The 24,997-nt window shown below is 47.0% G+C and carries 16 protein-coding genes; 2 read left to right on the plus strand and 14 right to left on the minus strand.

From position 1 onward, the window contains the following. Positions 1-27: 27 nt before the first annotated feature. From AAHF22_RS19635 to uvrB, 3 genes are all read right to left on the minus strand, one after another. Positions 28-1,170 (minus strand): S1C family serine protease, encoded by a 1,143-nt coding sequence (locus AAHF22_RS19635; protein ID WP_347326714.1) that lies wholly within the window; start codon positions 1,168-1,170, stop codon positions 28-30. Positions 1,171-1,467: 297 nt separating this feature from the next. Continuing rightward, complete coding sequence (gene uvrA / locus AAHF22_RS19640; protein WP_347326715.1) at positions 1,468-4,329, minus strand: excinuclease ABC subunit UvrA; 2,862 nt, start codon at positions 4,327-4,329, stop codon at positions 1,468-1,470. Positions 4,330-4,576: 247 nt separating this feature from the next. Beyond that, positions 4,577-6,577 carry an excinuclease ABC subunit UvrB gene (gene uvrB, locus AAHF22_RS19645; RefSeq protein ID WP_347326716.1) on the minus strand — a complete coding sequence of 667 codons (2,001 nt, stop codon included), beginning with the start codon at positions 6,575-6,577 and terminating at the stop codon, positions 4,577-4,579. A 556-nt stretch (positions 6,578-7,133) separates the two neighbouring features. On the opposite strand from uvrB, the gene AAHF22_RS19650 reads away from it, so the two are divergent. Continuing rightward, on the plus strand, positions 7,134-7,922 hold the full coding sequence (locus tag AAHF22_RS19650; protein ID WP_347326717.1) for a flagellar motor protein: 789 nt from the start codon (positions 7,134-7,136) through the stop codon (positions 7,920-7,922). Positions 7,923-7,924: 2 nt separating this feature from the next. Further along, positions 7,925-8,746: a flagellar motor protein MotB gene (locus AAHF22_RS19655; protein ID WP_347326718.1), complete on the plus strand. Its 822-nt coding sequence runs from the start codon at positions 7,925-7,927 to the stop codon at positions 8,744-8,746. A gap of 292 nt (positions 8,747-9,038) precedes the next feature. Here the strand turns inward: AAHF22_RS19655 and AAHF22_RS19660 are convergent, their stop codons facing one another. From AAHF22_RS19660 to AAHF22_RS19710, 11 genes are all read right to left on the minus strand, one after another. After that, a complete protein-coding gene (locus AAHF22_RS19660) occupies positions 9,039-10,655 on the minus strand; it encodes a serine protease family protein (protein WP_347326719.1) in 1,617 nt (538 codons plus the stop codon). A 176-nt stretch (positions 10,656-10,831) separates the two neighbouring features. Next, positions 10,832-12,292: a S41 family peptidase gene (locus AAHF22_RS19665; RefSeq protein ID WP_347326720.1), complete on the minus strand. Its 1,461-nt coding sequence runs from the start codon at positions 12,290-12,292 to the stop codon at positions 10,832-10,834. 90 nt (positions 12,293-12,382) lie between these two features. Next, complete coding sequence (locus AAHF22_RS19670) at positions 12,383-13,663, minus strand: murein hydrolase activator EnvC family protein (RefSeq protein WP_347326721.1); 1,281 nt, start codon at positions 13,661-13,663, stop codon at positions 12,383-12,385. A gap of 151 nt (positions 13,664-13,814) precedes the next feature. Further along, positions 13,815-14,735, minus strand: coding sequence for a permease-like cell division protein FtsX (gene ftsX / locus AAHF22_RS19675; RefSeq protein WP_347326722.1), 921 nt, complete (start codon positions 14,733-14,735; stop codon positions 13,815-13,817). Further along, a complete protein-coding gene (ftsE, locus tag AAHF22_RS19680) occupies positions 14,725-15,411 on the minus strand; it encodes a cell division ATP-binding protein FtsE (protein WP_347326723.1) in 687 nt (228 codons plus the stop codon). Before ftsE ends, ftsX begins: the two co-directional genes overlap by 11 nt. 271 nt (positions 15,412-15,682) lie before the next feature. Continuing rightward, complete coding sequence (locus AAHF22_RS19685) at positions 15,683-17,245, minus strand: MDR family MFS transporter (RefSeq protein WP_347326724.1); 1,563 nt, start codon at positions 17,243-17,245, stop codon at positions 15,683-15,685. Between the two features lie 586 nt (positions 17,246-17,831). Then, positions 17,832-18,836: a LacI family DNA-binding transcriptional regulator gene (locus tag AAHF22_RS19690; RefSeq protein ID WP_347326725.1), complete on the minus strand. Its 1,005-nt coding sequence runs from the start codon at positions 18,834-18,836 to the stop codon at positions 17,832-17,834. 60 nt (positions 18,837-18,896) lie between these two features. Then, positions 18,897-19,334 (minus strand): FosM family fosfomycin resistance protein, encoded by a 438-nt coding sequence (fosM, locus tag AAHF22_RS19695; protein WP_371834090.1) that lies wholly within the window; start codon positions 19,332-19,334, stop codon positions 18,897-18,899. A 474-nt stretch (positions 19,335-19,808) separates the two neighbouring features. Next, the gene (uxaC, locus tag AAHF22_RS19700) at positions 19,809-21,239 is read right to left on the minus strand and encodes a glucuronate isomerase (RefSeq protein WP_347326727.1); all 1,431 of its coding nucleotides are present in this window, start codon (positions 21,237-21,239) and stop codon (positions 19,809-19,811) included. Positions 21,240-22,014: 775 nt separating this feature from the next. Then, positions 22,015-23,418, minus strand: coding sequence for an argininosuccinate lyase (gene argH / locus AAHF22_RS19705; protein WP_347326728.1), 1,404 nt, complete (start codon positions 23,416-23,418; stop codon positions 22,015-22,017). An 8-nt stretch (positions 23,419-23,426) separates the two neighbouring features. Next, entirely contained in the window at positions 23,427-24,680 is a 1,254-nt protein-coding gene (locus AAHF22_RS19710) for an argininosuccinate synthase (protein ID WP_347326729.1), read from the minus strand. Positions 24,681-24,997: the final 317 nt, after the last annotated feature.

Here is a 24,997-nt window from a genome sequence, read left to right on the forward strand (position 1 = left end):
TGCGGAATGGAAGTGAACCGCTGATTGTTACTCTCCGCCAGCGTCTGCTTCAGTAGGTACAACCGCATCGGTTGTCTGCGATTGGGTAAGTTGAACGGTACGAGTGACGATATCCCCAGCCGATTGCATCACAAGTTTCACTTTGTCGCCTGGCTTGTACGAACGGAATAGTTCATTCAAGTCCACTACAGTGTGTACTCGCTTGCCATTTACACTATATAAAATGTCGCCTTCCTTAATGCCTGCCTTCTTCGCACCTGCGGAATGTACAGCAGCTACAGTAAGTGCATCGTTGGTTGGCATTCCGATCAGTGCATCATCGCTTTCTTTCAATTCCAGTCCGAGCGAAGCACGACGTACTTCTCCATAAGCAAATAATTGTTTGATAATATATTGAACCGTATTGGCAGGAATCGTAAATCCAAGATTGTCGACACCAACCGCTTCGTATTTCATCGTGTTAATCCCTACTACTTTGCCGTCCATATTGATGAGCGGTCCTCCACTGTTACCGGGGTTGATCGCTGCATCCGTTTGTAGCAGGTAATAAGAAGCATCGACAGCACGATTTACACCGCTGATGATGCCAGCTGTCGCTGTATTCCGTAGTGACAGCGATAATGGTGTACCGATTGCAATGACCTGCTGGCCTACTTCTGGCTTTTGTGCTGAAGATACGAACGATGCGGTTTGTAGTCCGGTCGCATTAATTTTGACCAGCGCCAGATCGCTGACGGTATCACTGTATACTTCTTGCACGATATACGTTTTATTATGTCCAGTTGCATCGGACGTGATCACTTTCGCTCCATCTTCCATATTGGCAATCACGTGCGCATTCGTTACGATCCATCCATCTTTGGAAATGATCACGCCTGAGCCAAATGCAATACCCGGATCATCTGGATTATATTTCGAGTCGTCGCCACTTGCGGCGCTTTCTGCCAGATACGCTTCTTTGGTAGGTACGCCAACAATCCCTACAACAGAAGGCGAGATGCGGGCAATGATCTTCGTGTAGCCGGCACTAGTTGAGGACGCACGCAAATGGGGTGCGGTATATGTATAGCCGGAAGCTGCTGCTGAAGCAAAAGTAGCTAAAGGTACAGAGCCAATTAATGTGACGCCGGCGATAACAAGTGCGGTTACGGGGATATGGAGTTTTTTCAAATTCATCCAGCCTTTCTATAGTTGCTTGCTTATCTATAAATACATCCTGAATCAGGATACAAACCGTAGCAGACGTAAAACCGCACACTGATGCGATTCTGTAAAAACTTGTATTTCAAATGTAACATATTTGCTGGATCGCTAACAATGACTCCATACGCTCAATTGGATACAGTTTTGACACTATTGGGAACTTTCGTATTGCTAATTATTCATTATGTAAACCCGAAGTGATCCCTTTGACGCGAATGATCACTTCGGGCAATTATTTATATAAATTTTAGCTTATATCGATCATTATACCTGACTGCTTTCTAACTCACGACTGCGCACCGTATCCCGCTCTAACACAGGCTTTAAATAACGCCCTGTGTAGGATTTCTCTACGCCTGCGATATGCTCTGGTGTACCGGATGCAAGGATCGTTCCTCCACCACTACCGCCTTCTGGCCCAAGATCGATCAGATAGTCGGCTGTTTTGATCACATCCAGATTATGCTCGATGACGAGAACCGATTCGCCGGAATCTACGAGACGCTGCAATACTTGAAGCAGACGTGCAATATCATCAACATGCAAACCTGTAGTTGGCTCATCCAAAATATACATCGTTTTGCCTGTGCTACGACGATGTAGCTCGGAAGCCAGCTTCACACGCTGAGCTTCACCACCTGAAAGGGTCGTTGCTGGTTGTCCCAGCTTCACATAGCCGAGACCTACATCCAGCAGCGTTTGCAGCTTCCGATGAATACGAGGCATGTTTTGGAAAAACTCAACCGCATCTTCAATCGTCATATCCAGCACATCGGCAATGGTGCGGTTTTTGTATTTTACTTCTAATGTTTCACGGTTGTAACGCTGTCCTTTACATATTTCGCAAGGTACGTACACATCCGGCAAGAAGTGCATTTCGATTTTGATAATACCGTCACCACGGCAAGCTTCACAACGTCCACCTTTGATGTTAAAGCTAAACCGACCTTTTTTATAGCCACGAACTTTCGCTTCATTCGTCTGCGCAAATAGATCGCGGATATCATCGAATACGCCAGTATATGTGGCTGGATTGGAACGTGGTGTACGTCCAATTGGCGACTGGTCAATATCGATCACTTTGTCGATATGCTCCAGACCGCGAATTTCACGGTATTGCCCTGGAATGACACGCGCTTTGTTCAGGTCACGAGCAAGTGTCTTATACAAAATCTCATTCACAAGCGTCGACTTACCGGAGCCGGATACACCGGTTACCGCCGTAAATAGACCGATTGGAATTTTGACGTTCACACTTTTCAGATTATTTTCTTTCGCACCGCGTATTTCGAGCCAACGTTCACCAGGCTGACGACGTTCCAGCGGTACAGGAATAAACTTGCGTCCGCTTAAATATTGTCCGGTCAGTGAATCGGGATGCTCCATCACTTCTGCTGGTGTGCCTGCTGCGATCACCTGTCCGCCATGAATACCTGCACCAGGGCCAATATCGATAATATGATCGGCTGCCATCATCGTATCTTCGTCATGTTCAACGACGATTAACGTGTTGCCCAGATCGCGCATATGCTCCAGCGTCTTGATCAGACGATCATTATCACGCTGGTGCAAACCGATACTTGGCTCGTCCAAAATGTACAGTACGCCGGTCAGACTCGAACCGATCTGTGTCGCCAGTCGAATACGCTGTGCTTCACCACCGGACAATGTGCCTGCTGCACGTGCCATCGTTAAATAATCCAAGCCTACATTGACGAGGAAACCGAGACGGCTCACAATCTCTTTGAGGATTAGACGCGCGATACTGAATTCCTTTTCGCTCAATTCGATATGTTGGAAGAAATGTAACGCATCATGAATCGGCAATTCTGTCACATCGGAGATGTTTTTGCCATTGATCGTCACAGCCAGAATTTCACGTTTGAGACGTTTGCCTTTACATACCGGACATGGCTTTGCACTCATATATCCTTCAATATATTCACGCATGCTATCGGAAGACGTATCTTTGTAACGACGCTCCAGATTCGGAATAATTCCTTCAAACACAACCTGTGCTTCCTTGATGCGTCCAAAATCACTTTCATAGCGGAAACGAATCTTTTGTCCGTCTGAGCCGTGCAAAATCAGCGTCATCTGATCGGATGTTAACTCGGATACAGGAATATCCATCGGAATATGGTAATGTTCACAGACCGATTTTAGAAATTGCGGATAGTAGTTAGACAGACCGCCACTCCATGCCTGAAAAGCACCTTCTTCGATCGTTTTGCTTTTGTCAGGAATGAGCAGATCCGGGTCAACGACCATCCGAATACCAAGACCATCACATTCTGGACAAGCTCCGAATGGGCTGTTAAAGGAGAACATACGCGGCGACAATTCCTCAATACTGAATCCACAGATCGGGCAGGCAAAATTGGAGCTAAACCGCAATTCTTCCTGTCCAATAATATCAACGAGCAATTGACCACCCGACATCTTGAGTGCCATTTCGATCGAATCTGCTAGTCGAGCTGTTACATCTTCTTTGATCACAATCCGGTCAACGACGACTTCAATCGTATGCTTTTTGTTTTTCTCCAGCTGAATATCTTCAGACAGATCACGCAGTTCACCATCGACACGAACACGTACAAAGCCCTGCTTTGAAACTTCAGCAAATACACTTTTGTGTTCACCTTTACGTCCAGAAATGATCGGTGCCAAAATTTGCAAACGTGTACGTTCTGGATATTCCATAATTCGATCGACCATCTGCTCTACCGTCTGAGATGTAATTTCCACACCATGATCAGGACAGTGTGGGTGACCTACACGTGCAAACAATAGACGTAAATAATCGTAAATTTCGGTAACCGTACCTACTGTAGAACGTGGATTACGGCTTGTTGTTTTCTGGTCAATGGAAATCGCTGGCGATAGTCCATCAATCGAGTCCACATCCGGCTTGTCCATTTGACCGAGAAACTGTCGTGCATAAGCAGACAATGACTCTACATAACGGCGCTGTCCTTCCGCGTAAATCGTGTCAAACGCGAGCGAGGACTTGCCCGATCCGCTCAAACCGGTTAATACGACAAAGCTGTCGCGCGGAATCTGAATATCGATATTTTTAAGATTGTGCGCGCGGGCACCCTTGATCTCAATAAATTTGTTCAGCAAAGCTCCAACCTCCAACTCCGGTGCTTCCGGAAGAATCAATATGCGAATCTGCCTGATAAACAGGTATGACAAAATGCTTCGCATAAGCAATTTCGTAACAGATATTTAGTAACAGATAAAATGCATGTATGATTCGTCATTTATTCTTTATTATTTATCTATGATAAAGGTTGCCGGGAATCCTTCTTTTGCTAAGGAAGGATTGTCCGACAACCTTTGAATGTGAGTCTGTTCATGTTGAATGTGTCTAGCTAATCTCAGCGCGCAATTCAAGCACTGCATCACGCAGCTCTGCTGCACGTTCAAACTGCAAGTCTTTCGCCGCTGCTTTCATTTCGCCTTCCAAACGTTCGATCAACGCTACACGCTCGCGTTTGGATATTTTTGCTTTGGATGCTTCAGCCATATAATTGGCTTTGCCCTCAGCAACTTTGGTCGCTTCGATCACATCGCGTACCTTTTTGCGAATCGTCTGTGGTGTAATACCATGCTTTTCGTTGTAAGCGATCTGAACGCTACGCCGACGTTCGGTTTCGTGCATCGCCTTCGCCATCGAATCGGTGATTTTGTCACCGTACATAATAACGCGACCTTCCGAGTTACGTGCAGCACGACCGATCGTCTGAATCAATGAACGCTCAGAACGCAAGAAGCCTTCCTTATCGGCATCCAAGATCGTCACCAGCGATACTTCCGGCAAGTCCAAACCTTCCCGCAGCAAGTTGATCCCGACAAGCACATGGAATGTACCGAGACGCAAATCCCTTAGAATGGACATCCGTTCCAGCGTTTTGATATCAGAATGCATATACCTGACCTTGATCCCAACTTCTTTTAAATAATCGGTCAGATCTTCCGCCATCTTCTTCGTGAGCGTCGTAACGAGTACACGCTCATCCCGTTCAATCCGCAGTCTGATCTCACCAATCATATCGTCGATCTGACCTTTTGTTGGTCTCACTTCGATAATCGGATCAAGCAGACCGGTTGGACGGATAATCTGCTGAGCCATCGTATCGCAATGTTCCAGCTCATACGGACCTGGTGTTGCGGAAACGAAGATCATTTGACCGACCTTTTTCTCAAATTCTTCAAACTTGAGTGGACGATTGTCCAGTGCAGACGGTAACCGGAAACCATGATCGACGAGTACATTTTTACGCGCCTGGTCACCGTTATACATCGCGCGAATTTGCGGCAATGTAACGTGAGACTCATCGACGACGACCAGCATATCATCAGGGAAGTAATCCAGCAGTGTATACGGTGTCTCGCCGCGCTCACGGAATGTGAGTGGCCCGGAATAGTTCTCGATGCCGGAACAGAAGCCGATCTCTCTCATCATTTCCAGATCATAGCGTGTACGCTGTTCCAGACGCTGCGCTTCCAGCAGCTTGCCTTGTTCGCGGAACACCGCTAACTGTTGCTCCAATTCACGCTCAATATTGCCAATCGCCACGCGCATCGTCTCTTCTTTCGTAACAAAGTGAGATGCCGGGAAAATTGCAATATGATCACGTTCGCCAACTAGCTCGCCAGTCAGCACATCAATTTCTGTAATGCGTTCGATCTCGTCACCAAACAGCTCCACACGCACCGCTTGTTCACCGCGTGAAGCAGGGAAAATCTCGATCACATCACCACGTACACGGAATGTACCCCGTACAAAGTTAATATCATTACGTTGATATTGAATATCGACCAGTCGTGACAAGATTTCGTTACGCGACTTTTCCATGCCTACACGAAGAGATAATAATAGACCCCCATAATCCTGCGGAGAACCGAGACCGTATATACACGATACACTGGCAACGATAATCACATCACGACGTTCAAAGAGCGAACTGGTCGCCGAGTGACGAAGCTTATCGATCTCCTCATTAATGCTGGAGTCTTTTTCAATATACGTATCTGAGGATGGAATATAGGCCTCAGGCTGATAATAATCATAATAGCTGACAAAATAATCGACCGAGTTATTCGGGAAAAACTCCTTAAACTCGCTCGCCAGCTGTGCAGCCAGTGTTTTGTTGTGTGCAATGACCAGCGTGGGCCGCTGCAAACGTGCAATCGTCTGTGCGATCGTAAATGTCTTACCTGTACCGGTCGCACCGAGTAACGTCTGAAACTTTCTGCCCTCGTGTACGCCTTCGACTAATTCCTCTATCGCTTTGGGCTGATCGCCCTGCGGAGAAAATTCCGACTCGATCTCGAACTTTTTGGAGCTGACAACAATATCGTTCATTGCCCTGCATCACCCTATCGTCTAAAATATATATTACGCGTGCCCGTTAATAACAAAAGAGACCGTACATGGGAATGCCCGGTACAGTATACTTTACCCAGCGTTCGCTGAAGCGGCACATTCCGAATGAACGAATCTCGTTAATGGTACATATTCACCATGCCATCCGCCCCTTGAAGCGCACTGCATGATCAATTTGACATATGCGGTATAAGACTAAAACTTTCATCTTCATTATTTGCAACATGACGGATATTGCCAAACGCTCTAAATGGTTAAATAATGATATAGCAACGATCTTTCCTGACGGTGTTCTATCGCTAAAATTCTATCAGGATTTAACAGTAGCAACACCAGAATAGGAATGTTTGTTCCCTTCTATTATACTCTTCGAAATCTATTTATGCAATTGAAACAGCGTCTGTAAACAACACTTTTTTCAATTATTTTCATATGAATCAGATGGATGAGGCAGCATGTATAGCGCTGCAATTTCATCAGTATCAATGTTCCAGTACAGACTTCGCTTCCCGCATGCAGAACAGGAGATGGATACATGGATTTGACAACTATTATTGGAATTATTGCAGGTATTGCTGCATTGATCGGGGGGTTTTTATGGGAAGGCGGCGACGCTGGAGGCTTACTTCAAGGTGCTGCCGCTTTAATCGTGTTTGGTGGTACAGCCGCAGCTGTCGTCATTAGTTTTCCGGCATCTCGTCTAAAAAAATTACCGCAGGCGGTTGCGACGGTATTCATTCCAGCTCGCACGGATAACGAGCAATTGATTGAAGATGTGGTCAATATGTCGATGCATGCACGCCGCGCTGGTGTACTCGCTTTGGAGCCACAAGCTGTATCGCATGATAATGCTTTTCTGCGTGAAGGGTTACAGCAAGTCGTCGACGGCACAGATCGCGATATTATCCGTCAAATTTTGGAGTTAGAAATGGGCAAAACCGAACAAGAGTACGAGCAATACGCCAAAATCTTTGACTCTGCCGGTGGATATGCACCGACGATGGGTATTATCGGTACCGTTATGGGTCTGATTCAAGTATTGAGCAGTCTAAATGAACCGACAGGGCTGGGCGCTTCGATTGCGGTTGCTTTCACTGCGACACTTTACGGGGTAGCGAGTGCCAACCTGATCTTCCTGCCCCTTGCTTCCAAAATCCGTGCGCGTGCCGAACTGGAAATTCAAACGATGGAAATGCTGGTGGAAGGCATACTATCCATTCAAAACGGTGAAAATCCGCAACTCGTTCGTCGTAAGCTAGAAACGTTTGTGACCGGACAAGATAACGGGTATGATAATGGCCCGGCATCCATGAAGGAGGAATAACGATGGGACGTTATTCTCGCCGCCAATCCAAGCAAACCGGACACGATCATAAAGATCGTTGGTTGATTACTTACGCCGATCTGATTACATTGCTGCTCATCTTCTTTATCGTCATGTATTCGGTCAGCCAGATCGACTCGGACAAGTATAAAGTGCTGACCGAATCGCTACAGCTTACATTTCAAAGTCAAAATTCCATTCTCGATGGAGGCAAAGGGGTAACCGGTACAGCAGGACAAAGCGTGAATGATGGCGGTAAAGGGAATCAGGAAGGGCAAAATGGGCAGACTCCCGAAGGGCAGCAAAATAGCTCCGGTCAGGAAACACTAACGAATCGCGAGCAAGCTTTTCGTGAACAGGAGCGCGAGCTAGCTAATCTGATGCAAGTGATCCAAAATTATGTACAAACGAACAATTTACAAGGGCAAGTGTCTGTTGTTGATAAGCCGCAAGGGATCTCCATCACGCTCAGCGATCAGTTTTTGTTTGACGAAGGAAGGGCAGATTTGAAGTCCGGTTCACTTGGAACACTGGCCAGACTGGCAAGTCTATTCCAATCGATCAACACGACAATCAGTATTGAAGGACATACGGATAATTTGCCGATTGTGCATGCTTCCCGTTATAAAGACAATTGGGAGCTGTCCGGTGCACGTGCACTATCTGTGTTGCGTTATTTTATCGATGTGAAAAAGCTGAATCAAGCGAAATTCCAATATGCAGGTTATGGGGCAACACGCCCAACCGCGGATAATTCCAATCCTTCGGGTCGTCAAAAAAACCGACGAGTTGAAATTATTGTATTGCGTCAGTTGCAAGAATAGATTGTTAATGATGTATAAAAGCTAACACTGGAATTTGGAACATGTTTTGCTTTGCAAAAATCACTTTTTCATTGAACCTCGTGTTAGAAAGTCGCTAACACTGGAACTGGAAAGATATTTTGCTTTGCAAAAATCACTTTTTCATTGGACCTCGTGTTAGAAAACCACTAACACTGGAACTGGAAAGATATTTTGCTTCGTAAAAATCACTTTTTTATTGAACCCCGTGTTAGAAAATCACTAACACTAGAAGGGAAGGCATTCGTTATCGAGTGCCTTCCCTTTTTATGTTTTATCGATGATCGGTTTTACGACTTCGTTTCGGTAATCCAGTCGTTCCATCAGCAGCCGATGCTGGCGTTGATACGGATGGTGCTGAGTCCGTTTCAACTACAGGCACAGAAATATCTACATTTGGCGCAGGATCGGCATGTATATTAGATGTTGTTCGGCCTTTCGTTAATGATACGGGTGTATTCACTTCATTGCTCTCTATAACGTCACCTGATGGCTTGTAGCCGCTTTGCTTGCTGCTGCCTTTACGAGTACGTGAGCGTCTATTGATGAAGTTAGAATCCACTACAGCAGGCGTAGGAGCGGTGTGTTCAATCTCTTCAACTGCTGGTGCTGAGACTGTCATAGGGCTACGTGCTATGCCTTTACTGACAGCGGGCTTACGAAGCAAATGGAACGCATGTAAACGATGCGCCTCCTTCGTTACGACTGCGTCATCTTCCGGTACAAAGATCATTCCCAGCTGATGATGCTCGCCAGCATAGATCGCCCGTTGTAAAAACTTGCTCTCACCGTCTCGGTTAAGCACTTCCAATTTGCAAAAAGCCGGATTCATCCGTAACGCCTTATGCAGCGATTGTGGACTGTGTACCTGAATGCCGTTTGCCTTATACATCGTTTCCGCTGATTTGATACCTAGCTCATCTGCCGGACTACCCGGAATGACTGCCAGAATGCGCAAGCCACGCAATGAATGAGTATACATGGGCATCTGCTCTGCTTCCTGGCGGCGGCTAGCATGCACGATATATTCGCGCCAGATCACACCAATCCAGATTCCGAGCAATGCGAGCGGCTGCCACCAGTAGGCTGCAACAGCTAGCACGATCAGTACGAGACTGCTCTGCCAGAGCTGTTTGGAAATGATGCGTGCTTTCACCTGTGGCAGTTCGCTCTGTGTTAACACGCTTGTACCGATCATAACCGGCAGCACCGCGAGCGTTACGCCTGCACTCCATACGTCACTATGATGCAACGGCTGCCACGGCAACATCCAGCCGCCAACTGCTGGCACGAGTAACCAGACGGGAATCGGCCAGAACGCGTCCAGCGTATACGCACCTACCGGCTTGCCCCGCTTCCCTTCAATCGCCACAGGTGAAGATAGTCCTGGCGCCTGTAAACGGAACAGTACCGCTTCAGCGACATGTAGCAGGACAGCCAGAGCGAATAGTCCCATCCAATCGGTATCACGTATTGCATCGACTATTGGTCTCAGCCATCCTGTGAACTGTCCATCGGGTACAAACCAGAGGATCATATACACGAGGCTAAGCAAGGCAAGCGCATCGATCAGATGCGCAAGACGTAAGCGGAACAGCGATAAGATCACGATCAATCCACCAATGATCCATACTAGCTGAGGCTGTGTATGTATACCTACGCCCGTCATCACCAGTGATGCCAGCGCGCCTACTAGTAAGCCTGCACCTACCGTTCGCAGTACCCGTCCAGCATAAATATGAACACGGATATTAAACAATCGCCTTTCTAACAATCCCTGCCGCCGATAATGCAGCAGCACAGCCAGTAAAAATATATAATAGAACGGTTGCGTAAGCAGCGATACTATGATTTCCAGTACAATATGCAGCGTCTTGCTCAGTATCTCCACTACGGCTCACTCCCCCTTTATCTTTCCATTGCAATCATCGATAGTTATCGTGTGATGTCATCGGCATGAATATTCAATCCATTCTATTGTATCGAAATGTATCCAAAAAAAGAAGGCTGTTCGCAGCCTTCTTTGGAATCATTTGTATTAACGTGAAATCGTCTAAAAAGTTGCGCTTACTTCGCTGCGTCAACCTGCTTTTCTACACCTGCGATCGCTTTATTCAACTGAACATCATATTGTGGATCTTGAATATGCTTGATCAGTGCTGCTTCCAGTGCTGCGGCTGTTTTGGCATCGATTTTACCAGTTTGCGTTAGCTTCTGATCCCCCTGGAATGCGCGCACTTCCGTCTCGGTGCTACGGTCAAAGTAACCGTCTTTGCGATCGACTTTGTAGTTCAAACCTGCCAGCATAATCTGCGCATTTTTCACATTGTCATTGTTCATATTGTACTCAAGCACCGTATCGGTATTGATCGGTGTTACCGTATAGTAATCTGGCGGCGATACGGCAACATCCGGCTTGATGCCTTTTTTGTGAATCCAGTCACCGTTTGGTGTGAGCCATTTGGCGATTGTAATTTTGATCAGGCTGCCATCATTGAACAGATTGTCCATGCTCGTCTGTACGGTTCCTTTACCATAGGTCGTTTCACCGTATAAGGTCGCACCGGCAGACTGTTTGAGTGCGCCAGCCAAAATCTCGGATGCACTGGCACTACCACCATTGGTCACAACCGCAATCGGATAGTTTACACTCTGCCCGCTGGAATTAGCCACCTGGCGTTGTCCGTTGCGATCTTCGATCTGTACAATCGGCTTGCCTTTCGCAATCAATTGAGACGCCATATCTTCAACAACCGATAGCACGCCGCCTGGATTGTTACGCACGTCGATGACGAGTCCTTTCATGCCCTGCGCTTGTAGCTTGGTCAGCTCTTGCTTGAAGCGTTCAGCCGTATTAAGCGAGAATTGTGTAATCTCAATCACGCCGATCTTATCGCCTGTCATTCGTGCATAAACGGTTTCCATAGCGATATCATCCCGTGTAATTTTGAATGTCATCGTTTCCTTGCTGCCTGCACGCTGAACTTCCAGCTCGGCTACCGAGCCTTTTTTACCGCGAATTTTGGCAACAGCGGCATTCAGATCGCTGCCGGACAACTTCTCGCCATTGACGGACACGATAATATCCTTCGCACGCAAACCTGCCTTTTCTGCCGGTGAGCCTTTGATCGGCGCTACGATCACGACATTACCATTATCCTGCGACACTTCAGCACCAATACCGGTAAACGAACCGGCGATGGACTCGCTAAACTGGCTGGCGGTATCGGTATCCATATAGCTGGAATACGGATCACCCAGCGCTTCCATCATCCCATTGATGGCTCCATCTACCAGCTTGCTTTCGTCCACATTTTGATAATAATTGCTCTCAATCAAGCTGGCGACTGTGCTCAGCTTGCTCTTCTCCTGATCGTTCAGACCACCACCGCTGAGTGCGCCCAGTACGCCCTGACCCATCGAGGCTCTCTGCACAAAGGATGGCAAATTCACTACAGCCAGCGTCAGCACGCTACTGAGTACCATCATGGCAACTACAAGCAGAGCTACCGTGCGTTTTCTCATCATGTAAGACCGCCTTTCTAAGCTAAAACCGGCTTGCCCATACTCCAGCCACCGTAAAGGGGAGGAAGATGAACAGCCGGAATCGCAATCGTATTACAGATATCCCATTGGATCAACAGGCGATCCATTTACACGTACTTCAAAGTGACAGTGAGGGCCTGTCGAGTTGCCTGTCGAACCTACCTCAGCAATCTTCTGTCCACGGCTGACGCTCTGTCCAACCTGTACCATCACACCGCCATTGCGAATATGACCATACAGCGTCTGGATGCCATTACCATGATCGATGATGACCGCATTGCCGTAGCCGCTCATCGCACCAGCAACAACGACCGTACCGCCATCTGCTGCTGTAATATCCGTTCCCTGCGGAGCGGCAAAGTCAACACCAGCATGCAGCTTATAAATACCGGTTACCGGATTTGTACGATAGCCAAATGGTGACGATAATCGTGCGCCAGATACAGGTACACTCAGCATACCATTTCCGCTGCCCTGATAACCACCACCGCCGCCTCCGCCACCGGAGGAGGAACCGCCGCCACCGTTAGCTGCGCTACGCGCTGCTGCTTCCGCTGCCGCACGCGCTTCAGCTGCTGCACGTTCCTGTGCTTCAACCGCTGTCTTTTCGCGATACAATGAAGCGCGTTTGTCTGCCAGATCCCACAGCGCTTGCTCTTGCTCTGCTGTTGTATCTTCGGCATTTTGAATTTGCAGATCGTATTTAGCGATCAGGCGTTGCTTTTCGTTTTCTTTTGCATTCAGTTCGCCTTTACGCTTCGCTTTTTCAGCATACAAGCCTTTGGCGAGCGCATAGTTGGCTTTTAATTTATTTTGCGTCACGATGACGAATTGTTTATCTTTTTCATGCTGTGCCAGAATGTCCTGGTCCTGATCTACGATCATACGCAGGGAATCCGCACGCTCTACAAAGTCGGAAAAGCTGTTCGCAGACATTAACACATCAAGGTAAGAAACCATACCGTCGGTGTACATCATGCGCACTCTTGTATCAATCATGCCTTCTCTTGCTTTGATCCGCTCTTGAGCTTCAGTCAAATCCTGTTTCGCCTGTCTCAGACCCGTTTCCGTTTTCGTGATGTCGTTGGACACGCGCGCAATCTGACTGTTTACTTCGTTGATGGCGTTTAGCACAATACCCAGATCATGCTTGGCAGCTTTGCGCAGTGCTGACGACTTCTCGCGCTGTGCTTCCGCCGCTTTCTGTTGCTGTTTCGCTTCTCGTGCCTGTTTCTCTACAGCTTTCAGTTCCTGCTGAATATCACTCGATGATTTGGCTGCGGATGCCTGTGCAGGCGGAAGTAATGCAGCGGCCAATACGATAGCGGCCATAATTGATGCGGCTTTTTTCAACTTTTATTCCCATCCTTTATATCCAGTAGGTTATTTTAAATAGTCGTTTCCGGCGCTCAGCAATTACGTCATTTTCATATATCGGCAACTGTGAAGGATCTATTATAGGTCTACAGTCCCTTTTGGTAAAAATTAGGACTATTTTTCAACATTACACTTTCAGGAAGCGACGAATCGATACCGTACTTCCCCAAATGCCAATTAGCACGCCTAGAATGAGCAGCAATCCGCCGAGCCAGAGCCATATTTTTTGTAATGGCACCAGCGTAATGAGCGTTCCGAGACTCAGCGAAGACTGTGCTGCATGAACGAGCTGCTGATATCCGATAAACAGAATCGCAATCGTAACCAATGCTCCGATTCCGCCCAGTAGCGCACCTTCAATAAAGAATGGCCAGCGAATAAACTGATTTGTTGCCCCGACCAGCTTCATAATGCTAATCTCACGACGACGTGCCAGAATCGTCACTCGAATCGTATTGGCGATCAGGAACATCGCCATCAGTGCGAGCGCAGCGACCAGCACCAGACCGATATTACGGATCAAATCCGTCACCTTGAACAGCGTTTCAATCGTTTCTCCACCATAGCGTACTTTCAAAATCGGTTTCTCTACATGTTCATTGTTGAGCGCTTCGATCTTCTGCGCTACGAATGGGACGGTGCTCGCTTCAACGACTTGTACGCGCAGTGCATCCGGTAACGGGTTATTATTTTCGGCGTATCCTTCAAGGAAGTTTTCGCCGCCTTCACCGAGGTTTTGACGCAGTTCTTTCAAACCTTCATTTTTGGGAATAAAGGTGATGTTGCTAACCTCCGGCATTTTGCTGATTTCGCTTTGCAGCTGCTCACGCAGCGACTGGCTTACATTCAGCTCCAAAAATACATTGATTTCAACCTGGCTGTCTGCCTTATCGGTCAACTGGTTTACATTATAGACGAGTAAAATAAATACACCCAAAATTAACAAAGACACAATAATGGAAGTGACGGATGCGACTGACATCCATCCGTTGCGGAATACGCTTCGAAAACCTTCCCGCAAGTGTCGCAAGAAGGTACTAAAATTCATAACCGTACTCCCCTCTAATCTGATCTCGGACAATTTGTCCATTCTCGATCGCAAGCACGCGACGACGCATCGAGTTTACGATATCTTTATTATGGGTTGCCATAATGATCGTCGTACCGCGGAAATTGATCTCGTCCAGCAATTGCATAATGCCATACGATGTCTCTGGGTCCAGGTTTCCTGTCGGTTCATCGGCAATAATTACAGACGGATTGTTCACAATCGCACGCGCAATAGCAATCCGCTGCTGCTCACCACCGGACAGATGATCTGGATAGCGGTTGGCTTTACTTTGCAAACCTACGAGTTCCAACACTTCCATGACCCGCTTCTTTATCTGCTTGCGCGGCGCTTCAATAACTTCCATAGCAAAAGCGATATTTTCATAAGCAGTCAGCTTGGGCAACAGGCGGAAATCCTGAAACACAACACCGATGTTACGACGCAGCAAAGGAATCTTACGCTGCTTAAGCTTGCCGAGGTTAAATCCATTGACCGAAATCTGGCCTTTGGTCGGCTTCTCTTCCCGATACATCAGCTTCATAAATGTCGATTTCCCTGCTCCAGAGGGACCAACTACATATACAAATTCATTACGGTCGATTTTGACGGAAACGCCTTGTAGCGCATGTGCGCCATTCGCATACGTTTTCCATACATCCTGCATCTCGATCAATTCATCACTTCCTAATTACAGGTTCAGGGCCAATGTGCAAGGCCAGGCGATCAGGCGTTGTAGCTGGCCTATGTATAGCCCCATTTCAGCAGGCATGACACAATTCCACAATCTCTATTGTAACAAATTCGTTACCTGCTGGGTACTATAATAACGTGAAAATATCCGCCAAATCAAAAAACGACCGATTTCATTTTTGTCATGAAATCGATCGTTGCTGTCCTAGTGCGGCTCATTGGCGGATCATTAGCGGATCACGTATGGATACAACTTATGAAGATATCTGTTCTTTAGCCGCTCGTTTATTGCTTTCACGAGAGCCTGTCACCGCTCGTGCACTTCCCATAAGTGAAACGGCGACGAGCGCGCACGCCGCAGGCACAATCGCCCAGCCAAACGTTCCCGCTACCGAATGAGTTAATGCTTGCCGAATCATATCCAGCACACCTGCTGGAATTTGCGACTGCATCTGCTGTGATAACAATGCACGCGGATCGACCTGTGACAAATCCATACCTGCTGGTAGGGAACCTCCTCCGAGCTGTTGCTGTAATTGCCCATTCATCAAGCTACGCTGAATAAGGCCGAAAATAGTAACCCCAACCGACATCCCCAGTGAACGTACAAAAGATAGTGTCGAATTTGCCGCTCCACGCTGACGAATATCAAACTCTTGAATACCGCTAATCCCCAGCACTGAGAAAGAAAAACCGATCCCGAAGCCGGTAATGATCAGATCAAGCACCAGCAGCCAGCCTGGTGTGTCTGCTTGGAGCTGGCTTAGCAGCACCATACCGATCATAAATACGATGGCAGAGAACATCATAATCCGGCGGAACGTCATTTTATTAACAAGCATACCGCCGACCATCGCTGCGATAACCGAACCAATCGTCATCGGCATCAGCGTTAGACCCGAATTGACTGCTGTACCACCCGTGACGCCCTGCACATAAATCGGGATATACAGCGTGACGGTAATAAACGCAGCCCCATAGAAAAATCCAGCAGCTACGCTACCTGCAAACAAGCGCTGCCGGAACATCGGAAACGACACAATTGGCTCTGCCGCTTTTCGCTCGGCAAATACGAACCCAATCGACATGACTACAAAACACGCCAGCAACCCTAATATGAACGGGGAACTCCACGCATACGTGCCACCGCCTAGCTCTAACGCGAACATCAACGACACAACCGCACCGACAAGCAGCGTCGCACCTGTCCAGTCAATCCGCTGCCGTGAACGTTCCAATGATTCCCGATAAAAGATCGCGATAAGCAGCAGTGACAAAATGCCCAGTGGCACATTAATGTAAAACACCCAGCGCCAGCTAGCATATTCCGTAATATAAGCACCAAGCAGCGGTCCAAACAAACTGGACATGCCAAATACAGCGCCAAGCAGTCCGGTCATTTTACCGCGCTTTTCCGGTGGAAACGAATCGAATACGATCGTAAACGCAATCGGTACCAGCGCACCGCCACCAATTCCTTGAATGGCACGATACAGACTTAACTGTACAATCGACTGTGCCGTACCACATAAAATCGAACCGAGCATAAACATGACCAGACCGAATATAAAGAAACGTTTCCGTCCATACATATCTGACAGTTTACCGAAGATCGGTGTTCCTGCTAATGAAGCGACCAGATAGGCGGACGTTACCCACACAAACTGATCAAAACCGCCCAGATCGCCAACAATCGTTGCGATCGATGTCGCTACAATCGTATTATCGATCGAAGCGATAAATATCCCCAGCAATAGCCCGGCTATAATCCAGCCTGTTGTATGTTTTCTGCCAGCGTTTGCCGCTATTTGATTCATCCTCGTCACTCCCTGCTCCAAATTCATGCTCCGCATAATGCGTCATACGTTATTATTAACACATTATCATATCAATGACCCACTGGTCATTGTGGAATTTCGAAATCTTTTTGACGATAGGAAATCCTGCCATAAACTCATCTTTGCTGAATACTATCAAATTTCATATTTCATGCGGTTAATAGGTTAGGTAAAATGATGTCGCTTATGATTAACTATACATTCATACCAAAATCCCTAACTCCAATGAAGGAATTAGGGAGGTGATGAAAGCTATTTATTATATCGTGATAAAGTAGCGCATCATAGTCAGCACAGAGGATAGTTAGATCATCCGTATTAGCCCATTAGATCATGCGCATCCGTACAGACGATAGTTAGATCATGCCCATCCATGCAGACACTAGTCTATGTAACCTTGTATACGTATAAACAGCACGGGAATCTACAATGATTTAATTCGTAGACTCCTGTGCAAGACCAGAGCCTGTCTCGTAGTCCTTGCTGAAATAATATCTGCTCTAACAAAAACAGTTTGTGTACACGTCCTGCCATATGCCAACTACATCTGACACAAATGACAATTTCACTCCGAATGCTGTGCCACCGAACGGCGCTCAACTAGCTCTGTACCGAGGAAAATCAACTCTTTTCCTGCACTTTGCTCGCTAATCCGCTCCAAAATTTTGGCCGCACCATGCGCGCTAATTTGCTCAATCGGACGTTTGACCGTAGTTAACGCTGGATTGGTGTACATGGAAAAGTTAATATCATCAAATCCGACGATCGACAGATCATCCGGCACTTTCAGCCCCATTTCAAAAGCGGCATTCATCGCCCCAATTGCCATATCATCATTCGAGCAAAAGACCGCTGTAGGCGGTGATTCCAACTTGAGCAACGATTGCATCGCCGCATAACCACTTTCGGTGCTATACAGACCAGGCACTATATACTGCTCTGGAATCGTAATCGCTGCTGTTTTGAGCGCATCCAGAAAACCGAGGCGACGCTGCTCCGCCGATTTGAAGCCTTTCATCCCTTCGATCAGTGCAATACGGCGGTGTCCCTGCTCAATCAGATACTCGCCTGCACGCTGTGCACCTTCACGGTCATTAGATACAATATTCACAAAGCTACCATCCGGAATCAAACGGTTTAGCACCACTAGCGGAATTTGCTGACTGATCACATGCTCAATAAACGTATGATCATCATCACTCTGACTCATCAAAATAATGCCATCAAATCGCTTCGGATGAATCGTACTGTAATCCGCATAATCATCAATTCCACGGACGAACAAATTATACTCAATCCCGATCACGGAGTTCACCCCCCGAATCGTATCTGCAAAAAAGCTACTGCTCGTTCCATACGACAAACTGGTGAAAAATAGCCCTATCGTATGCGAACGCTGCAACACTAGACTTTTCGCATTATAGTTGGGCGTATAATTTAACTGACGCGCAATTTCAATAATTTTGCGTTTGGTCACTTCTTTAATTAATGGGCTATTGTTAAGTGCTCTGGATACGGTCGTATGAGACACATTAGCCAGCCTGGCGATATCTTTAATCGTAGATGCCATATGCATACCTTCCTTTTATGTTCACGTGTAATGGAAGCCAACTTGTACTTCATCGTATACTTAATCGAAAAACTCCATATGTGTTTTTTCCTGCTTATAATAAGCAAGTCGATCCTGCAAAGTACCTGTATGAAATTCAAATTTATGACCATCCGGGTCTGTAAAATAGATCGAGCGTTGATCTCGTTCATCTCGCGGACGCCCCGATAGTATATTCACATGCAAACGAATTAATTTATCATATAACGGATTCAGATCCGCTTCGTCTACCGAAAAAGCAAGATGCGTATACGAATGCTGGATTTCTGTTCGCGGGATATGCGGCTCCAAATTAAGAGCGAGCCAGATTCCATTCACATCGAAATAAGCGGTCGTTCTTCCTTTGACGAGCAATTTGGCATCCAGCACCTGCTCGTAAAATGTAATCGACTGCTCCAAATCCGATACGGAAAATAGCAAATGATTAATGCCTTTGATGGACACTATGTTCACCTCCATATCGTTAACCTGCTAATCTACAGCTAACCATACCATATTATTTCTGCCCCGTGATAGCGCATGATGACGATAGGACATTATGAAATTTAGGATCAATACGAATATATTCAAATGAAAAATATTCAAATGAAAAAGCATTCCTCTCAACAGCAAGAAGATCATTAACCAAATTGGCACACACGTGTACCATCTAAATCTAAATCTACACCTACACCTACACCTACACCTACACCTACACCTACACCTACACCTACACCTACACCTACACCTACACCTACACCTCATTATCAAAATAATCTAATCGTATATAACGCAAACACAATTCACATGCAAAAGAGTCTTCCCTGCCGTTTCTGTACATTGCACAGCAACAGGAAGACTCTGTATACAATAACAAATCGAATCGATCGACGTTAGATCATCAGATCATCGTCTAGTCGTGCAAAGTCGATCGCTCACTTCAACATCGATCGTTCACGATACCGGTACAACGATCGGGAAACCAAAATACTGCTCCGCATTGTGATAACAAATATTCGCTACCATATCACTGAGCAATTTATGATCATCCGGCGCTTCTCCTCGTTCGACCCAGCTGCCGAGCAGATCGCATAGCAGACGACGGAAATACTCATGCCGTGTATACGATAAAAAGCTGCGCGAATCGGTCAGCATACCGACAAAACGTGCCAGCACGCCATAGTTTGCCAGCGTACGCATCTGCTCCATCATGCCGTCCAGATGATCATTAAACCACCATGCTGTACCGAACTGGATTTTCCCAGCAATGCCGCCCCCCTGAAAGCTGCCGGCTACACTGGCAAGCACCTGGTAGTCATTCGGATTGAGCGAGTAGAGAATCGTTTTTGGCAAACCGCCTGCGGTTTCTATCGCGTCCAATAGCCCTCTTAACGGAGCAGCGATTGCACCATCATTTACCGCATCATAGCCGGTATCCGGTCCAAGATGGCGGAACATTGGCGTATTGTTGTTACGTAGTGCATGGATATGAAGCTGCATCGCCCAATCCAGTTCACGATATAGCCCTGCTAAAAATACGAGCGTATACGATTTATGCTTTGTTTCTTCCTCCGCTGTTACGCTGCCTTCCTGTAATGCTTTGGCAAAAATACGACTTGCTTCCTCATGCGTCGTATCTGCATATACAAGCACATCCAGTGCATGGTCAGATACGCGTCCACCTGCTTCATGGAAAAAGCGCACACGCTGCTCCAATGCTTGCAAAAATTCATCATAGCTACTGATATCACTTCCATGCACTTCGCTCAGCTTATCCAGCCACGGACGGAACGTATCACGGTTAATTTCCAGCGCTTTGTCCGGGCGAAAGCTTGGCAGTACGAGTGTTGGGAAATGAGTATCATGCAGCTCTCGAATCGCCATATGATGTTCAAGCGAGTCTATCGGATCATCGGTTGTGCACACTACGGTAACTTTCGATCTGGTAATTAGATCACGCGCGCCAAAACCTTCACCTTGCAGCTGCTTGTTCACCTTTTCCCAGATCGCAGGGGCCGTTTGTTCGCTTAGCAACTCGTGTACGCCAAAAAAGCGTTGTAGCTCCAGATGTGTCCAGTGATAAAGCGGATTACCGATCAACTGTGGCACCGTACGTGCCCAGGCAAGGAATTTTTCGTAATCGTCTGCATCACCTGTAATGTATCGTTCTGCTACACCGTTCGCGCGCATCACTCTCCATTTGTAGTGATCGCCATAGAGCCAGGCTTCGGTAATGTTTTTAAACGTTTTGTTATCGCGAATCTCCTGCGGACTAAGGTGACAATGATAGTCAATAATCGGCATATCCTTGGCGGTTTCATGATACAAGCGAATCGCTGTCTCACTATTCAGCAAAAAATTCTCATTCAGAAACGTAAGGGTCATACCTCTTCATCCTTTCGCATTTGGGCTAGTGGTTATTTTGTTAACGTTAACATTTTCTAGTTTAATTGTATCCGTTTTCAAATATTACGCAAGGGGGGAATTGGTAGCGATGGTGAGGTAATTGGCTGAGATGAGGGGCAGAGTAGTTAGGTTTAGTGCTCTTACATAGTTTAAACCAATAACAACATGTATCATGTTCAGCAGTACGTAGACTCCAAACAGCTTGTATCATCTCTGGCTACACCATGAACTTTTGCTATTACGCAGTATCGAACAAACAATAACATCATTCCACAGCAAACAAACCTGCTAATCAAATTTTTAAACCTACCGGCAAAATATTACACCATTCTGAACATATATAAGCATAGCAAAAAGCTCATGCCACACTCGTCATAAAGAGGAGTATGGCATGAGCTTGTTAGCTATAGGATAGTTGGTTGGGATGCATTAATCGGTAAGTGTAATCGTGGTGAAGTTATTACAGATGAGTTTATACCTATCAACGATAGAGACTGTGCACGATGATAGACTGTAATCCACTATTCGCGCATTAACATATGGAATACGTATAGCACTGTTGTAAAAAGCCTCTAGTCCACATATGAACTCATTATACGGAACGTATTACGCATTTTATTGCCTTCGAGTTCCGTCATTTATTACAAAGAATGGGTTACTATCCCTTGTAAAAGCAAAACTTGTGAAAGCAACTCCGCCTCATTCTTATTTATTCGTCTACACTCCACTTATCATTTATTTATCTATACTTAACTTAAGCGTGTTGCTCTAACCAGTTTGTCGTATGTTGCAGTTTACTACCTGCACGTTCGATCGCTTGTTCGACCTGCACGGTTGCCGTACCGCCGTAAACGTTACGTGCGTTTACGACCGTTTCCGGTTGCAGCACATGGTAGATCGTATCATCGAACAATGGGGAGAACTGTTGGAACTCGTCCAGGCTCAGGTCGAGCAGGTATTTACCCTCTTGAATGCAGTAAAGTACGGTTTTGCCGATCACTTCGTGTGCCTGGCGGAAAGGCAGTCCTTTTCCGACGAGGAAATCAGCGATATCGGTGGCGTTGGAGAAGTCTTTGTTTACGGCTTCGCGCATACGTCCGGTATTGACTTTCATCGTGGCGATCATCGGTGCAAACAGTTGTAGTGCGCCTTCCAGCGTAGCTACCGTATCGAACATGCCTTCTTTGTCTTCCTGCATGTCTTTGTTGTACGCCAGTGGCAGCGACTTGAGTACGGTCAGCAGACCGATGAGATTGCCGTAGACGCGACCTGTTTTACCACGTACAAGCTCAGCTACGTCTGGATTTTTCTTTTGCGGCATAATGCTGCTGCCTGTGCAGAACGCATCGTCCAGCTCGATAAAATTAAACTCAGTGCTGCTCCACAGTACCAGTTCTTCGCTCAGACGGGACAGATGCGTCATGATCAGCGATGCGCCAGCAAGGAATTCGACGATAAAGTCGCGATCACTGACAGCATCCAGACTATTTTCATACACACCATCAAAGCCAAGCTGTTCTGCTACAAAATGGCGATCAATCGGAAATGTTGTTCCTGCCAGTGCGCCTGCACCAAGCGGCAGTACATTGATACGCTTGTAGCTATCTTTCAGGCGATCGATATCACGTTCGAACATCGATACATACGCCATCAAATGATGGGCGAATAGAATCGGCTGGGCACGCTGTAAATGCGTATAGCCTGGGATGATCGTATCCAGATTATTTTTCGCCTGATTGATCAGCGATTGTTGCAATGCATGCAGCAGACCAACCAGCTCTACCGCACGATTGCGTAAGTATAGGTGCATATCAGTAGCCACCTGATCGTTACGGCTACGTCCGGTGTGCAGCTTACCACCGACTGGACCAACTTCTTCGATCAGATGCTTTTCAATATTCATATGAATGTCTTCGTCGGATACAGAGAATTCCACCTGACCGGCACGGATTTTGTCCAGCACCTTGTTCAGACCTGCTTTGATCGTCTCTACATCTTCTGTCGGTACGATGCCACATTTGCCCAGCATCGTCACATGCGCCAGACTGCCTTGAATATCTTCCTCTGCCAGCGCTTTATCGAAATGGATCGAGGCGGTATATTCCTCGACCAGATGATTTGTTTGTTTGGTAAACCGTCCGCCCCAAAGTTTGCTCATGTTGCCGGTCACACTCCTTGCTTCGCTTGGCTTGCTGCTTGCTGTACACCTGCGTTCACTTTCAAGCGCAGTGCGTTCAACTGGATAAAGCCGGCTGCATCGCCTTGATCGTAAGCATTCGTTGGATCAGCTTCCATTGTAGCGATATCCGGATTGTACAGGCTGTATGGGCTGCTCAAACCAGCTGCGATCACATTACCTTTGTACAGCTTCACGCGAACCGTACCGGTTACGTTTTTCTGACTTTCGGTTACGAGTGCTTGCAGCGCAAGACGTTCCGGCGCAAACCAGAAACCGTTGTATACGAGATTCGCATAACGTGTAATGAGCGAGTCGCGCAGGCTCATGACTTCACGATCCATCGTGAGGGATTCCATTTTGCGGTGTGCGGTGAACAGAATCGTTCCGCCCGGTGTCTCATACACGCCGCGGCTCTTCATACCGACAAAGCGGTTTTCCACCATGTCCACACGACCGATACCATGCTTGCCACCTAGCTCGTTCAGTTTCTCCATCGCTTCCAGCGGCGTCAGTGATTGCCCATTCAATGCCACACAGTTTCCTTTTTCAAACTCCAGTTCGAGCATTTCTGGCTGATCCGGTGCATCCTCTGGCGATACGCTCAGCAGGAACATGTCTTTGTTGTCCTCTGCGCTTGCATCAAAATTCGGATCTTCCAGCACGCCGCTCTCATAGCTAATATGCAGCAGGTTACGGTCAGTCGAATACGGCTTCGCCGCCGACGCTGTTACCGGAATATCATGAGACTCTGCATAAGCGATCATTTCGGCACGACCTGGGAAGTCCGCGCGGAATTGCTCCAAACGCCACGGGGCAATCACTTTAATTTCCGGTGCCAGTGCAGCTGCATTCAGCTCAAAACGAACCTGGTCATTTCCTTTACCTGTTGCACCGTGAGCAATGGCAATCGCGCCTTCTGCGCGAGCAATCTCGACCATACGTTTTGCGATCAGTGGACGTGCAATACTCGTACCGAGCAGATACTGTCCTTCATACAATGCGCCAGCCTGGAACATCGGGTAAATGAAATCCTCTGCAAATTCAGCACGCAGATCATCGATGTATACTTTGGATGCGCCTGTAGCGAGTGCTTTTTCCTCCAGACCATCCAGCTCATCCGCCTGTCCGATGTCTGCTGTAAATGTAATAATTTCTGCGTCGTATGTTTCTTTGAGCCATTTCAGAATGATGGACGTATCCAGTCCACCGGAGTATGCTAGAACGATTTTGTCTTTTGCCATTGCTAATATGCCCTCCAATATAAAACCTTTTGACACCGAGCGATGAAGCCGGAATGCAGTATTCCAGGCTGGCTTCATCCGCATACGGTCAAAAGGTTTTGGTCTGATGTAGTCATTATACACGATCCAGCCGCCCGACAGGCGACACGTTCGTCTTCTAGCTGTATATCGTAAGCCGAGTATGGTCGTCTTCCGGCCGTATCCTGCAAATGGAATACAGTCGTTTTCTAGCCGTATCCCGTAAGCCGAGTACGTTCGCCTTCTGGACGTATTCCGCAAACGCAGCATAGTCACCTTCTAGCCGTATCCTGCAAGCC

Source organism: Paenibacillus wenxiniae, from assembly GCF_039822605.1.
In the GTDB taxonomy this organism is placed as follows: domain Bacteria; phylum Bacillota; class Bacilli; order Paenibacillales; family Paenibacillaceae; genus Saccharibacillus; species Saccharibacillus wenxiniae.

Bases quoted from the DNA above. Each gene is read 5' to 3' on its own strand.
- uvrB (WP_347326716.1), bottom strand. From the start codon at position 6,577: ATGAACGATATTGTTGTCAGCTCCAAAAAGTTCGAGATCGAGTCGGAA.
- AAHF22_RS19650 (WP_347326717.1), top strand. From the start codon at position 7,134: ATGGATTTGACAACTATTATTGGAATTATTGCAGGTATTGCTGCATTG.
- AAHF22_RS19655 (WP_347326718.1), top strand. From the start codon at position 7,925: ATGGGACGTTATTCTCGCCGCCAATCCAAGCAAACCGGACACGATCAT.
- AAHF22_RS19665 (WP_347326720.1), bottom strand. From the start codon at position 12,292: ATGATGAGAAAACGCACGGTAGCTCTGCTTGTAGTTGCCATGATGGTA.
- ftsX (WP_347326722.1), bottom strand. From the start codon at position 14,735: ATGAATTTTAGTACCTTCTTGCGACACTTGCGGGAAGGTTTTCGAAGC.
- AAHF22_RS19685 (WP_347326724.1), bottom strand. From the start codon at position 17,245: ATGAATCAAATAGCGGCAAACGCTGGCAGAAAACATACAACAGGCTGG.
- AAHF22_RS19690 (WP_347326725.1), bottom strand. From the start codon at position 18,836: ATGGCATCTACGATTAAAGATATCGCCAGGCTGGCTAATGTGTCTCAT.
- fosM (WP_371834090.1), bottom strand. From the start codon at position 19,334: ATGGAGGTGAACATAGTGTCCATCAAAGGCATTAATCATTTGCTATTT.
- uxaC (WP_347326727.1), bottom strand. From the start codon at position 21,239: ATGACCCTTACGTTTCTGAATGAGAATTTTTTGCTGAATAGTGAGACA.
- argH (WP_347326728.1), bottom strand. From the start codon at position 23,418: ATGAGCAAACTTTGGGGCGGACGGTTTACCAAACAAACAAATCATCTG.
- AAHF22_RS19710 (WP_347326729.1), bottom strand. From the start codon at position 24,680: ATGGCAAAAGACAAAATCGTTCTAGCATACTCCGGTGGACTGGATACG.